Here is a 14382-nt window from a genome sequence, read left to right as displayed (position 1 = left end):
CATTAATATTTCACATTGTATTTAAACAAGCCTATAGCCATTAAGAACTGGTTATAGGCTTTCCCTGTTTATATTTCTCATCCATGGATTAAAAAGTTCAGATAACGGTTTACCCTTAAGTCATTTTAAAACCTTATCAAAATGTGGCATGGTTCCGAATATGCCAAAGCGAACTTGAGTGCATCGTTCACGTAACCTTAGCCCCTATAACTTAAGCTGAGTCTACATTAGTAAAACTAAGCTTTTTCGTAAGACTTTGATCTAAGTATTAAACTAGCGAAGCATATAAGAATATTCTTCATTACGACCTAAATAATTAAATGTAAAAACCTATGCTAAATTACTTATTCAGCATAGGTTTTTTGTTGAAAAAATGATTGCAAAAATTACTGTTATTTTAAAATCTCTTTTTTACTGTATCTAATATTAAAATCGCATCTTTATATACTAATATATCAAGCTTTCTTTTCATTAAATCAACAAAATCCCAAAAACCAATAAAGTGCATATGCAATTTTGCCTGTTGTCTTTTAGCCGTTAATTTTAATTCTAGTGAAGTTTTACTGAATTGTACTTTCGTAACTTCGCTCCATTTAATTACAGTTGCTTTTCCAGTCATACTATAAGCTATTATCTTTTCATCTCCTGCTTCAACTCTTTGATTTTTAGATACCATTACAAGCATTGAACTTATAATAAAGAAGAACAAAAACATACTCATTGCCATAATTAAATCTGAAATATTTTTTATTGTACCTAATGTAGCAATTACTCCTATAACTAATGAAATTAAAATTCCAATATACCCAACTATTCCATATGCCTTATTCATTCTTAAAACTATAATTCCCTCTTCATTCTTGTGTGCTTGTTTCTTTGATGAAGCACCTAAGTATTTCATTAAAATAAATACTGTTAAAAAAATAATAGCTGAACTAAAAATCTTCATATTTTCTCCCTCGCTATTTGATTTAATCTCTACTTCAGTTATATATTCGTCGCTTAATTGCAAAATCCTTCAAGATATTAAAGAGAATTATTAAAAATTCAGTTAGTTAATGTCGGAATATCCTACTCTTGCGTCGCAAGATATGAAATATGTGAATTATCTAATTCAACTTATATTATAACTGGATTACTATATCATGACCTATTTGCTTATCTCCGAATGATAGAGTATATTCTTTAAAACTAATAAATTTCAGAAATGTTGTCTGGTAGTGTTGGTGATACAATGAAGTTATAATGAAAGTGTCCATCTCCGCCTGTTCCATCTGCAACTTGGCATTCATATCGTGCATCAATAAAATGAGTAGTTGGTTGCTTTAACGATACTCGTTTCATTTTATACCTCCTCAGAAGAGTTCCTTTGTACTTAATTATAAATATGAATTTATAATATTATACCAAAGTAATCATAAATTAAAGAATAAAGGATAAGTGTGTTTTTATTATATTATTTGGCGCATAAATTAGCATACAAAATAGCACCTAAATTTTAGGCATTTATCATTGGAATTAGTTTATTCCATATAAAAAATCACTTGTTATTTTATGTGAGAAATCAAGTGATTTTTGCTAATATTTTTAATTTTACACTTCTTATCGGAATCCGTTGGAATACTTAATAATACTTTTTTTAATTATTATCGCACTTCTATACTTCGCTAAAATATAAAAATCTATAAAATTAGACGTCTAACTCTCAATAATTTTTAAATTCTCACTTACAACCCCATCCTCAATTTTAATTATCCTATCTGCATGTTTTGCCACATTCATATCATGGGTAATTAAAACAAGAGTCTGATTATATTTTTTTATAGACATAGTTAGTAGTTCTAAAACTTCCTTACTGCTTTTGGAATCAAGATTTCCCGTAGGCTCATCTGCAAATACAATGGATGGCTTTGTGAAAAGTGCTCTTGCTATTGCCGCACGCTGCTGCTGTCCTCCAGATAAGGCTCCAGGAAGATGCCTTCTTCTTTCTGAAAGTCCAAGCACCTTTAATAGCTCATCTAAATATTCCATGTCCACTTTTTTATTATCAAGCAAAGCAGGAAGAATTACATTTTCTTCTAATGATAGCATAGGAAGCAGATTAAAAAACTGAAATATAAAGCCTATGTTTCTCCTTCTAAAAATTGAAAGTTCATTTTCTGATAGGTTATATATATTTTTCCCTTCAATTAACACACTGCCCCTGGTTGGTTGCATAAGCCCTGCAATTAAATGAAGCAGGGTGCTTTTCCCTGATCCGCTTGGACCAACTACAGCCACAAATTCTCCCCTATTTATACTAATTTCAGCTTCCTTTAAAGCTTCTACCTCAGTTTCACCCTTGCCATAAGTCTTAGTGAGTTTATAGGTTCTAAGTATTTCCACTTTCCTTCCCCCTCTTTAATAAATTAGATATCCTTAAACTTCTATTCAACTGCCTGTATAGATTCTACTATATCTGCTTTAGTAGCTTTTCTTAGCGGTAATATCGAGGAACATATACTGAGTATCACAGTTACAATAATTGTGAGTATAACCACCTTTAAATCAACATAAAAATATATTTCTACCCTTCTTCTAGCTAGGTTATATATCATCCATATGAGAATATATCCTAAGGTAATACCGATTATGGAACTAAATATGCCGTATATGGATGCTTCTTTTAGTAAAACCTTCCTAAGTTCACTCTTGGTCATTCCCATGGCCCTAAGCATTCCAAACTCTCTTTTTCTCATAATAATATTCATGTTTAAGGTATTCATAATGTTGATGAAGCCTACAACTGCAATTACAGCCGCAAGAGAAATAAGTATAGTGCCTACTTGAAGCTGATAATTATGATATTTATTTACTTCATCCTGATAGCTTATTAGCTGTCCATTTTTATGATTAGCTGCAATAAATTGAAGCTGCTCTTCTATTCTACTTAAGTTTGCTTTATGGTCTACATTTATTTCGATATCCTGATAACCATAAAGCTTAAAATTATCTTCCATAAATTTATAAGGTACAAAGGTAGCTATATACCCATTTAATTGGTTTAATTTCATTGGTAGGTCCTTAAGTACATAATCCACTTTAATGTTTTTGTCAACATTTACAAATTTGCCTGAAACCATATACTGAGTAAAAATCCTAACTTCATCTCCGCTCTTAATTTTAGTAAAGTTCTCATTAGCTAAATTTTGTACAGTAAACACCTGTGCATTAGACTCATTAACACTCTTACGTAAGGATTGAATAAATTCATCACTGCAGCCATAGAACTGAGATACTACATGATATCCACCCCACATTTGCACTACACTAATTGGATTCTTTTTTTCTTGAACTTCTTTTATAGCTTCTGGAGTCATTGAGTCTATAGGTAATATATAATCCATTTGAAATTTTTTGAATTTATCTACGGATTTAACCCCTGGAATACTTTTAATTTGATTTACTATTTCCTCATCATAACCATAATTATCGTTTGTAACTCCTGATAGAGTTAAAACATAATCTGTTTTAACTCTATCTTCTAAGAATTTTGTTGGATTTAAGAAATTTATTATAAATATTGAAAGTACAAATAAAGAAATGCCCATTCCAATGGCTATTACTGTTGCTAAAAACCTTCTCTTATATCTTTTCAAATTACTTATTGCCATTTTCCCTGTATATCCAATTAGTTTATCTATGAAGTTTTCTTTATAAGCCTTATATAATTTCTTAGTAGGCATGGAATCCTCCATTGTCATTGACTCTATTGCAGATATTTTTGAAGCATTTTTTGCAGGGCTGTATACAGCTGCAGTTATAGCTATTAAACTAACTAAAATAGGTAAAATAATATTAAGGGCACTTATATTATTAAACACTGAGCCTTTAAAAACTTCCCCACCTATTGCTTTCATAATTGATGACGTTACTAGTATTCCAGTTAAAATTCCAAGTGGTACTACAATAACTTCATATAAAAAGGCCTCAAAAAACAGCATAATTTTAATTTGCTTTGGTGTTATGCCTATTGCCCTTAAAAGTCCATAATGCTTTTTTCGTTGAAGAACTGAAATGCTGAAAACATTGTAGATAACCATAACAACAGCTACTGCTACAATAAGATTAAAGAAAAGTGTTATATACTTTACAGCCTTTGCCTCATTTAAAGCAGCTGTATAAAATATGTTTGGGCGATAACCTTCAATTATTGATTCACCTGAGCTTCCAGTGTTTGCATAAGTCTTTATTTTATTTAATGTACTATCCACTGGCAGGTTGTTATTTATAGTAAACCACTGCTCATAAACCTTCTTGCTATTACCTAAAAGTGAATTAGCTGTATCTAGTGTAATGTAGGCATTACCTGTTTCAAACATCTTTGAGTCCTGAAAATCTTCTAATATACCTACAAGAGTAAATTCCGTATTATTTTTACTTAGAGCTTTACCATTTGAATCTACATAACATTCGCTAAATTTAAATTTATCACCTAGCTTTGGTTTGTTTTTCATTTTATTGTACATCCATTTTTCAATGGCAACTTCATAGCCACTTTGAGGCAGCCTTCCATCTATGGCCTTTGCATTTAAAAGGTTAAGAGCAACAGGATCCGCTCCTTTAATTTGTAATTTTTCACCATCTAGCTGCACTTCACCAATTGTAATACTTGTCCCAACTTCTGATATACCATCAAATTTCTTAAGCTTATCAAGGGTATCTTCCTGAACATAGAGAAAACCAGCATAATATTTCCCGTGGCCTTCCTGTGCAATTTCTAATCTGGTAGTATTATATTTTCCCATAACTATCCCAACAGAAACTAGTAAGGCAACTGAAATTAATATACTTATAGTTAATGACAAAGTTGTCTTTTTGTTTGATACCAAATAACGAGGTACAAGCTGACGATAGTTTTCAATCATATTATGAGACACTCCTTTTTCAATATTAAAATAGTTTAAGTATGTGTTTCCTGCCGAATAAATACATAAACAAGTTGTTTTTTCTTATAAAACAAAAAATATATTTACCCATTTAATTTCTTCTTTAAATAAATATGGTTGATAATGATATATCATGCCTTCATGAAAATAAAGAAACATTTACCTATTATTTTACATTTCTCAATCACAATTCAGTATCTATAAACTTGAATCAAAATACACCTATCTTAATTGCTACACTTACTTCAACATAGTCTACAGTTGTTCAACAATATAAGAAGATTCCGAATTACTGTAGTTTGCTCTATGCATTAAAAAACGGAAACTGTCCAATACTCTCATGAAACAATTTCTCCCAATGTTTCCAATCACGTTCTTTTAAATGTCCAACAACTTGTAATCCAGACGGCTCAACAGAAGACCATAGATAGAACTCTGAAACACCTTCTGTCCCAAACCACATTTGTTGTTCTATATTACCCTCAACAACCTGATTTGGCAATTTTCTATATATATCTGCTAAAGCAGTCCATTCATTGTTACTGAATTTATTAAAATCAAGGCAATAAACTCTATCTATATTTATAGTGCCAAATTCATTGTGCTCAATCTCATTATTATCATAATAAGAAATTTTCAAAGAAAATCATCCTTTCTAAAAGTTGTACGGAATAACTTGTTGCTGCGTCATAAATTACCATTGTGACATATCATTAATACGTCTCAAAACTACAAGTTTTGAAACAAACCACTGAAGCTATCAATTTTTCAAACTCATAACAAATTTAGAATGTGGTAGAAATTCAACATAGTATTTCTTACCTATAATCGTAAATTGTGGTGAAGCTTTATAGTATATTTTAAATGTTTTATCTCCAAAAATTAACGATGTTGAGTTTCCTCCCCTATTATTGAAATGATATTTAGTTAAGTTACCTTCAAAATATGAGTAGTCTGAATTTATAATCACAGGAATATCCTTGTAATAATCAGATACTTGAATACTTAAAAAGATTGAAATACCCAAAAATGCTATACCCAAAATTCTTCCCCATACTATTTTAACTAACTTTTCATCTTTACCACTTCTTATAAATACAAGTAAGAGTCCTAATAAAAACATAATAATTATTATAAAACTATAAATTATAGTAGAGGCAAAAAATTGAACTTTGGCATCACGAGAGATTATCATAATTAATTCTGGTACTAGTAACCCCGAGATGAATGGTATTAAAAATAGTATTCTTTTAAGCTTTTCATTTGGCTTTTCTTTGATAAATCGGCTATTTTTACTCAATATATTCATCCCCTATAAATAATAATTACCGCTTTTATAAACTTTTACAGTCATATATAAAGCCCACTAAAAGCAGACTAATAGTCAGTATAACAATTATTATCCTTCTAACCCCCATGTAAGAACCTTCAATAACAATATGCTGATTATTAAGAACTCCATAAAATTTAGTTTTGGCGGTTTACTTTAATTTAAGTATTTTCCATTGTATATTCTGACATCTTAACCACTTTATTAAGCATTTCAATTAGCTTTTCCTTTTCACCACTCTCATTGGTTGCAACTCTTAATATAGGCAAATTTATTTTCTCTAATATTTTATCCTTTAATTTATCTCTAACTATCTGTTTCTCATTATTTCTATGAAATTCATGGCCATCAACTTCAATAGCTAGCACTGGTTCTTTATCTAGTTTATTGAAAATTAGAAAGTCCACATGTGACCAAGGATTTTGTGCAAAGTTCCTTTCATCAATACTTAGCCTTGAAGTATCCTTAACTATGGAGTTTAAAGGTACATGCATAACACATTTAAATGAGTTAAACCCAGTAAGGTTCAACGCATCATCTATAACTTTGTACATTAAATTTTCAGACTGATATTCAGAAACATGCTTTTTTGAGTTCATATATTTTAAAAGTTTATCAGAGTATTCACTATACAGTAAGTCAAATACAGATATTTTTTGACTTTCAATTATTGCATTATCAAAGGAATTATATTCTATATATCTCATAAGGTCTCCTATATTAGTTCCATGCTGCTTAAATACCTTATTAGAAGTTACTACAATAAATTCTTTAACAGCACGAGAAACAGCTACATTTATAAGATTAGCATCATCAATAAAAGGATTAATATCATTAGCCACAGTTGTAAAAATAATAGTATCTTTTTCCCTACCCTGAAATTTATGAACCGTATCTACTTCTAATTCTTCCTTTCCTATATGTCTATTAGTTTCATTAACCTGATTTCTGTAAGGGCAAATAATACCAATCTTACTTGGATCCTTATATGTATCCTTGTTTTGGCCTAAAATCTCATCTTTAATAACTTCAATTTGCCTTAGATTATACCAACCCTTTTGATTACCAATATCTATTCTGCGAGCATGATTTCCTGGAGCAGTTTTATAAAGTTTTAAAGGAGTAACTTCTGGAGTTTCCTCAGTCATAACAATAAGTTCATTGTTATAAAACTTCTCATTACAAAAGCCTATTATTTTGGGATGACATCTATAATGCTCACTAAGTAAAGTTTTTGGCAATGCTTCCTTATATAGCTTCATTAAGGAAGCTATTATGCTGTGCTCACTATAATTGTAAACATTAGGTATATTAGATTTATAAAAAAGCTCATTACTCGTCTTTTCAAGCTCTGAGGGCACAATTTGAGGCAGCTGCTTTACATCACCAACAATAACGACATTTTTACAGCAGGCTAGCGCTAAAGAAGCAGTTACCAAATCTACCTGCGAGGACTCATCAATTATTATATAATCAAACAAATAGTTTTCTGTAACACTATTTAAAATTGAGTGAGTAGTACTTAAGATAACCGGATACTCATTTATAAATTCTTTAAACTTAGGCTTATAGCTTTTGATTGTAAAATTCTCTCTATTTTTATTTGAATATTTATTAAATAGGGCTGCTTTAAAAAGCTTTGCCGATATATCTGTATACTTTTCCATAAGTTCTTTAAAACTTTTACCCTCAAGTCTTAATTCTAAAAGTACTATTTTCTTATTTCTTTCATTAATTGCACTTATATAATAATCTCTTTTAAGTGAAGAAATTATATTTGTCATATTATTTTCATAAAGCTTAAACTTATAAATACCATACTTATAAAGCAAGTAAACCCTAGTTAATATCTTTCTACTACTGTTTACTTCTATAGCTTTTTCTAAGTACGTAAAAAATTCCAATATTGACTCAGTAGTCCACCTTCTATGAAAGGAAAACCGTGAAGCTGGAATATAACTATCCTTAAAATTATTTTCAAAATAGCTTTGTTCTACTTCCAATTTTGAAAGTTCTTCTTTAAGTTTTGCTATTTCATTTTGTTTTTCCAAAAGAGCATTCAAAGTCATTGAAGTGGTATTAAGCTGCTCTGATAGAGTTTTTGCTTCCTCTTTCTCTATATACCAGTTCTCAATATTAGGGATCTCACTTTGTTTATTCTGAAAAAAGTCAGCTTTATTTTTTGTATTACCAAGTAAGGAAGTTATAAAGCCATAGCCATTCTTCTCCAGCTTCTCCTGTACATTGGAGGTTGCAGAATTATTACCTGATACTATACCAACAGTTTTTCCTTTAGCTACTGCATTCGCAATAATGTTTAATATAGTTTGAGTCTTACCTGTTCCCGGTGGTCCTTCTATGATGCTTATGGAATTCTCTAAGGCCGTTATTACAGCTTTCTTTTGACTAAGATTGAAGCCAAAGGGAAATATAGGGGTATCCTTATAGCTTTGCATTCTAATATTCTCTCCAGATAAGTAAGCAGCAAGCACACTTTTTTCACTTATTTTAGATATCTTTTCGTACTGCTCAGCAAGCATGGTTCTGCCATCTTCCATAACACTTACATATGAAGATAGCTCTTTTAAATAGTTAAATATAATCTTAGGCTGCTTATTATTAAGACAGGAATCTTCAAAGCTCATCTTTGATTTATGATAAGCTTCTGATCTACCGCTTTCATCAACTACTTTTATATACTCTCCAAAATCAAGTACATTTGAAGAACTCTTTATTGGAAAACCCTCAATTAACAAAATCTTTTGATCTAAGTTAATTAATTTGGGATCTTTAAGAATACGTATATTTGAAGATTTATAGTTATAGGTTTTATTTGAAGATGTGAAAGTTACCGCTACTTGAGAATTTAAAAAATTAAGATTTCCTATTTCAGAGGTCTTATCTTCAAATTGGTTGGTTTTATTGTTTTTTATTAGGATTAAAGTGTTTTCAGTGTTCATTTTTTGCTCCTAATCATACATAATTAATATTATATACTATATTCTTCACATATATGTAATTTCCTTCAATTAAAGACAGAAATATGGATATTACTGCATGTTAAATATATTTAAAACATGGTCAAAAAGTAATTACTAAACCTAGGTAATAAATTAACCCACATTGATTTTTCAATGTGGGTTAATAATCATCAATCACAAACACTTGTTGTTGCATTTAATATCAGACTTACCAAGCCCTTCAACTGATAAATTAATAATTTCATTCCAAAACTCTTACCCATAGTATAAATTATGAAACTCTAGTTATATTGTAATGGGAAGATTATTTTTCATTTCAGTTCTTTCTCTTTAAGGTTTATTTTCTATATATTAAAAACGAATATGTATATTAGAGTTTATAATTTTAATATCTTTATTTAATTTTTTAAGCAAGCTTTGTAACCCAGAATTGGCAAGCTCTATCTCCATCATAGGAGATAATGTTATTTGACTAAAAACTTGTTTTCTCCCATTTATTGAAAGCTCACGATAAGGAATTATAACGCCATTAATTCCTATGCGATACTTTAATTCAAAATCATTATTTTCAAAGTCATCCGGTACCTTAACAACAAATCTATATTCATTTTCACTTTCAAATGCCTTATGTTTAAAAAACAAACGTATCTCATCAATATAATTTTTTAATTTTTCTTGATAAAATTCTGCTAATTCGTCTTCTAATATGTAAAGTTCATGATCATCGTTGCCTTGTTTTTTAGCTTCATCATACCTTTTTTGCAAAGGCTCTGTTTGTGCATTTAATTTCTCTAAAAAAGTTTTTATTAGATATACTTGTTTATTCTCATCATAAAGCACCTTACCATGAGTTACTGTCATACCAGGTGCAGAAGGTAAGTGCTTAACCAGTGCATCAACTTTAATGCCTAAATTATATCCGAGATATTGTCCATTTTTTACGTAATAATTCCACATATTTTGAGAATCTGCATTATTTGATGTACAAAACAGAAAAAACCTATTATTTTTAAATCTAATTCTATTCCTTTTTTCACCTGTTAATTCTATACTTGTAGATTGATAAGGATCAGTAAAAAGTAATTTGTCAAGAAATGGTTCATTAGGTTCTTCACCTATCAATTTATAAGCCTTTATCAGAGGTTTCTTTATATATATGTATTCTGATTTATCATTTAAATATTGGCAATCAGTAAACCACAATTTATCATTCTGTAAAATGGAAAGAATACCACTTGGAGAAGTATAATGATATACAATCTTTTGTGTTTTAGTATGTCTTTTTATTACTCCATCTTTAAAATGTGATAAAATTGTACTATTAATCATTTTCATAAACAATCTCCTTCGGTATAAGAATTAATAAAAAACAGTTAGTAGATTTTTAACTTCATATCATTAGTTAGTTATAAGCTTATCAAAATACTCCTATCATAAAATTAAGGTGTGTATCTTAGCATATTTACTACCTATATGTTCCATTTGAATATAAAATTTTGCTATCATCTATATTTATGCCATTATTAAATAAAAATCGTTTCACATCAGACTTAGTAATTTTTGCCTTAGGACCTATCACTATTTCCTTAACAAATTCATCCGAAGATTTACTAAAATTTAAATCAAAATATGAAACAAGTTTGCCTCCACGGTTTTGAAATGAGAACTTATCAAAGTGTATACCACTATTTAAAATTATACTTTCAACTTGTGGTTCATTATTTCTATTGTCTAACCACTGACAAATTCGATATTCTTTTTCTTCTTTGAAAAAGGGGTTTTTTATAAAAATAGCCTTATTAAATAATTTTAGGAAACAACTATTAAAAGGTTTCATACTTTCTTGTCGTATCTTATCAACACAATCTATAGTATATTTTTTTGCAATTGGTTTTAAATCTTTAATTAGTTGTTCAGATGCTTTTTTTACTATTTGCTTATGTGCCCGATCTGAATATTCAACTTTATCAAAGTACAGAGCTTGAGTGTTAATCGGATCATATTTAGCATTATATCCAATGCTCGACAGCAAATTACCATCAAAGCCAATGGCAACCCCTTTAGCATCGTCTGCATAACCACGCCATTGACTTAAAACATCCCCTATTTCTGAAAAGCAACAAACATAATAAGAATAAATACGTTTGGTTTCATCAAAGAAATCAATTTGATAATGATTTATTAGTTCTTCAAAAACACTGCTAGGATAGTTTTTCTTAAAATACTCAGTTTTTTCATTGTCAAAGGTATTCATAAAGATATCCTTAATAAATTTAGTTACCCACATAATTTCCATGGAATCGTTTGATTTTGTAATATCAGAAAGCCTAATCGTTTTATTAATGCCAATAGCATAAAAGGTATCAAGACTGCAATAATGGTAAACAATCATTATCCTCACTCCTCATTATTTAAATTGATACTACTTTTAAATTTTATATACTTTTACTTCCTGTTATTAGCCTTATTGGAAGTTGAAACTCTGAACTTTTTGATATAAACTCTAATATTTTTCATTATCAGAGTTAATACTTCACGGAAAGGAGGAATTATAATGAAATCAAACAAAACGTGTTCTATAGTCGAGCAATGCCTATGCTTCCTTGTATTAATAAAAGTTCGATCAGAAAACGTTATTCTAGAATATAGTACGGAATTACTTATGTTTTTCATGTTTGTATTAGATGCTAATAAGATTCCAATTGCTAATCCAAATTTCAAAGTGGTAAACTTAAATTTTATTAAATTAATAACTCTCAGCGGTATGTAATCGTTTATCGTACATTATAGACAAAATTTAAAGCTTCTACTGGAACCAGAGCAAGAAAAATAGTACCTATTCGCTAGTTATGGAATTATTTTGAAGCAAAAGCTCATCTCATTGATAACTATGTAGTTTAAACGTTGATATGTTTCCACATACAGGATGCCTCGAGTTACCATTATTGATGTCTGCGTTCTTGGGAACAGGTCAACCGTTTTTTAGAGTTTTTGCGGTATGTGGGAACATATCCACTACATTAGCATAGTTAAACTGGATGTGCTTTTCAGCATAAGCACATTCAAAAACACCTCGCTATTTCTTCGGCTTGAATTTTGCGCTATACTCCTTAGCATCTTCGTCATCTGTCAACCATCCGTATTTTTGTAGAAATTCCAACTTACGCTCATCATTATCGTAGTGCTCTTCTGTTCTTTTCCCAGGCACCCTTTCATTTTCTTTCCCGTTAAAAAAACGACTTGATTCACCCTCCCTATAAGAAACCGGCACTCCGTCTTTTATATATTTACCGCAATAAACGTCCTTATATCCGCTGTAGGTTTTTTCGTCACCAACCACACCGTCTAATAATCCACTTGCCAACTTTGCAAGCAGTCCTTTTTCTTCATTAGTTTTCCCCATGACAATCCTCCATTACATGAATTTCAATATGCTCTGAATCATAAGCACCTAGTGGATACTCTCTTATCCAACCCTCAACTTGGAGTACCTTACCACATTTTTCGCAATTATAACTGCCCTCAGAATTAAAGCTGTACACAATATCCGCTCCCATATCATCATCAAATCTACTTTCGTTTGATGTTTCATCCCAGAGGTAGTCCTCCAAATCAACTTTCTGCTCTGCGCTACAATGAGGGCATTTAACTGTGCGCATAAGTGTGACGGGGCGATAGCCATACATGTCATCAACATCCATAAATGTCTCTCCTGCCTGCTCTCTCTTCTGTATTTCGTACCAGAAATAGTTTGTCGACATACAGTCATACTCCACATCATTTTCTAACAGCTCTTCAGAAAGAAGTAACGAACCACGCTTTCTTTTCATTTCCTCCTCTATTATAAGCCTGCGTTCGGTGATTGCTTCTAGGAGCGTCAACTCACCATCCTGTACCTTCTTGATATCTCCACAAGTTAAACCAGACTTTGTGAGGACGATCAGCTTTTTAAGTGTTGCAACATCCCTCTCCGTATATTCAGCGTTCTTACTATCATTGATTGCTATTTCAGGGACAAATACTCCATGCTTCTTGAAATATTTAATTCTGTCCCTGTTGATTCCTAGTTTTTTTGTAACTTCTTTGGCCTGCATTATTTGCGCCACCACCTTTCAAGAAGTATGATACACTACAGGGACAATGTCCCCGTCAAGTGTGTTTTTGCAAAATAATAATAATTTATTTCCTAAAGGCCCTTTATCCCATAAAATTCTGATTTATTGCTCTGTTTATTATTTTTCATTGCCACAGTAGTATATTTTACTCAGTCTTTTCAAATGTTCCTAATGTGTGTCACACTAATGGTAAACGGGATCACATTACACTAATCTTTATAAATGATAATGGTTCCTTCCATGGTATAATAATTCAATGTTACCTGAGGGTAATCTTTTACAAAATTAAAAATATACCTATAGTATTCATCTATGCCACATGGATGAACTTCAAAAATTCTATAAAATTCATTTGTCTCTAATCCGTTTTTAAGTTCTGCATACCCAACTATGCCATCTTCTTCGCTACCTTTTTTCCTAATAAAAATCTTTTTTATTCTAAAATCAAAGCTATATATCTCATCATTTGGTTTCACTAACAACGGCAATACCATTATTTCATTAGGTAGCTCACTTATATCATTTTGTACATCAATAAAGAATGATATATATTCAACAGCTTTGGATTGAGCATTCTCTTTCATAACTTGCTTAAAACTGATGTTTTGGATTCTTTGACTATTATTAAGACAGTTTGGCAATTGATCTTTAACCTCTGTAAGAATCTCTTCTGCCTTTTGTTGTACATAATCATTTACTTCTTTAACCTTATCCAAAGCATTTACTAGTGGATAGGATATCCCATCATATATGAATTCTTTAATTAAAAATCCATCATTTGAACCTATGATAAAGCTAGTCTTTACCGTAACAAGAATTGTCTTAATATGCTTAATATAGTTGTCAAATGCTAGTAAATATAAAAAAGTTTGATTAACTTTATTTACATCCAGCAATGTTTTTAGATTGGCTAATGATGAAATTGCATCCAGCTTACTGTTTACCTTTCTTATTAGCTGTCTGTCCATTATCTCGAAGTCATTCTAGTATTAGATACTACACTTGAAGTTATAATTAGATTTTTATGA

General features: G+C 30.5%; 13 protein-coding genes. 1 reads left to right on the top strand and 12 read right to left on the bottom strand.

All coding sequences use genetic code 11. From position 1 onward, the window contains the following. Positions 1-397 precede the first annotated feature (397 nt). From ACJDUH_RS07515 to ACJDUH_RS07475, 9 genes are all read right to left on the bottom strand, one after another. The gene (locus ACJDUH_RS07515) at positions 398-949 is read right to left on the bottom strand and encodes a hypothetical protein (protein ID WP_406764533.1); all 552 of its coding nucleotides are present in this window, start codon (positions 947-949) and stop codon (positions 398-400) included. Between the two features lie 242 nt (positions 950-1191). After that, positions 1192-1344, bottom strand: a complete 153-nt coding sequence (locus tag ACJDUH_RS07510; RefSeq protein WP_406764532.1) for a hypothetical protein — start codon at positions 1342-1344, stop codon at positions 1192-1194. 354 nt (positions 1345-1698) lie between these two features. Further along, positions 1699-2385 carry an ABC transporter ATP-binding protein gene (locus ACJDUH_RS07505; RefSeq protein WP_406764531.1) on the bottom strand — a complete coding sequence of 229 codons (687 nt, stop codon included), beginning with the start codon at positions 2383-2385 and terminating at the stop codon, positions 1699-1701. Positions 2386-2426: 41 nt separating this feature from the next. After that, entirely contained in the window at positions 2427-4907 is a 2481-nt protein-coding gene (locus tag ACJDUH_RS07500; protein WP_406764530.1) for an ABC transporter permease, read from the bottom strand. 325 nt (positions 4908-5232) lie between these two features. Next, complete coding sequence (locus ACJDUH_RS07495; protein ID WP_406764529.1) at positions 5233-5568, bottom strand: hypothetical protein; 336 nt, start codon at positions 5566-5568, stop codon at positions 5233-5235. A 120-nt stretch (positions 5569-5688) separates the two neighbouring features. Beyond that, on the bottom strand, positions 5689-6228 hold the full coding sequence (locus ACJDUH_RS07490) for a hypothetical protein (RefSeq protein ID WP_406764528.1): 540 nt from the start codon (positions 6226-6228) through the stop codon (positions 5689-5691). Positions 6229-6419: 191 nt separating this feature from the next. Further along, complete coding sequence (locus ACJDUH_RS07485) at positions 6420-9218, bottom strand: AAA domain-containing protein (protein WP_406764527.1); 2799 nt, start codon at positions 9216-9218, stop codon at positions 6420-6422. Positions 9219-9590: 372 nt separating this feature from the next. Beyond that, positions 9591-10574 carry a DUF2971 domain-containing protein gene (locus ACJDUH_RS07480; protein WP_406764526.1) on the bottom strand — a complete coding sequence of 328 codons (984 nt, stop codon included), beginning with the start codon at positions 10572-10574 and terminating at the stop codon, positions 9591-9593. Positions 10575-10704: 130 nt separating this feature from the next. Further along, positions 10705-11631: a DUF2971 domain-containing protein gene (locus ACJDUH_RS07475; RefSeq protein ID WP_406764525.1), complete on the bottom strand. Its 927-nt coding sequence runs from the start codon at positions 11629-11631 to the stop codon at positions 10705-10707. A 162-nt stretch (positions 11632-11793) separates the two neighbouring features. Between ACJDUH_RS07475 and ACJDUH_RS07470 the strand changes: the two genes are divergently transcribed. Then, entirely contained in the window at positions 11794-12009 is a 216-nt protein-coding gene (locus tag ACJDUH_RS07470) for a hypothetical protein (RefSeq protein ID WP_406764524.1), read from the top strand. A gap of 306 nt (positions 12010-12315) precedes the next feature. Here the strand turns inward: ACJDUH_RS07470 and ACJDUH_RS07465 are convergent, their stop codons facing one another. The 3 genes from ACJDUH_RS07465 to ACJDUH_RS07455 all read right to left on the bottom strand — a co-directional run bounded on the left by ACJDUH_RS07465 (position 12316) and on the right by ACJDUH_RS07455 (position 14322). Continuing rightward, positions 12316-12642 carry a hypothetical protein gene (locus ACJDUH_RS07465; protein ID WP_406764523.1) on the bottom strand — a complete coding sequence of 109 codons (327 nt, stop codon included), beginning with the start codon at positions 12640-12642 and terminating at the stop codon, positions 12316-12318. Further along, the gene (locus ACJDUH_RS07460; protein WP_406764522.1) at positions 12629-13333 is read right to left on the bottom strand and encodes a helix-turn-helix domain-containing protein; all 705 of its coding nucleotides are present in this window, start codon (positions 13331-13333) and stop codon (positions 12629-12631) included. Before ACJDUH_RS07460 ends, ACJDUH_RS07465 begins: the two co-directional genes overlap by 14 nt. Before the next feature lie 230 nt (positions 13334-13563). Then, positions 13564-14322 (bottom strand): hypothetical protein, encoded by a 759-nt coding sequence (locus ACJDUH_RS07455; protein ID WP_406764521.1) that lies wholly within the window; start codon positions 14320-14322, stop codon positions 13564-13566. Positions 14323-14382 lie beyond the last annotated feature (60 nt).

Source organism: Candidatus Clostridium radicumherbarum (assembly GCF_045310525.1).
GTDB lineage: Bacteria > Bacillota > Clostridia > Clostridiales > Clostridiaceae > Clostridium_AT > Clostridium_AT radicumherbarum.
The sequence above is the reverse complement of the archived record's forward strand: the minus strand, read 5'-3'. Positions and strand labels throughout refer to the sequence as shown.

Bases quoted from the DNA above. Each gene is read 5' to 3' on its own strand.
- ACJDUH_RS07515 (WP_406764533.1), bottom strand. From the start codon at position 949: ATGAAGATTTTTAGTTCAGCTATTATTTTTTTAACAGTATTTATTTTA.
- ACJDUH_RS07510 (WP_406764532.1), bottom strand. From the start codon at position 1,344: ATGAAACGAGTATCGTTAAAGCAACCAACTACTCATTTTATTGATGCA.
- ACJDUH_RS07500 (WP_406764530.1), bottom strand. From the start codon at position 4,907: ATGATTGAAAACTATCGTCAGCTTGTACCTCGTTATTTGGTATCAAAC.
- ACJDUH_RS07485 (WP_406764527.1), bottom strand. From the start codon at position 9,218: ATGAACACTGAAAACACTTTAATCCTAATAAAAAACAATAAAACCAAC.
- ACJDUH_RS07480 (WP_406764526.1), bottom strand. From the start codon at position 10,574: ATGAAAATGATTAATAGTACAATTTTATCACATTTTAAAGATGGAGTA.
- ACJDUH_RS07475 (WP_406764525.1), bottom strand. From the start codon at position 11,631: ATGATTGTTTACCATTATTGCAGTCTTGATACCTTTTATGCTATTGGC.
- ACJDUH_RS07470 (WP_406764524.1), top strand. From the start codon at position 11,794: ATGAAATCAAACAAAACGTGTTCTATAGTCGAGCAATGCCTATGCTTC.
- ACJDUH_RS07465 (WP_406764523.1), bottom strand. From the start codon at position 12,642: ATGGGGAAAACTAATGAAGAAAAAGGACTGCTTGCAAAGTTGGCAAGT.
- ACJDUH_RS07460 (WP_406764522.1), bottom strand. From the start codon at position 13,333: ATGCAGGCCAAAGAAGTTACAAAAAAACTAGGAATCAACAGGGACAGA.
- ACJDUH_RS07455 (WP_406764521.1), bottom strand. From the start codon at position 14,322: ATGGACAGACAGCTAATAAGAAAGGTAAACAGTAAGCTGGATGCAATT.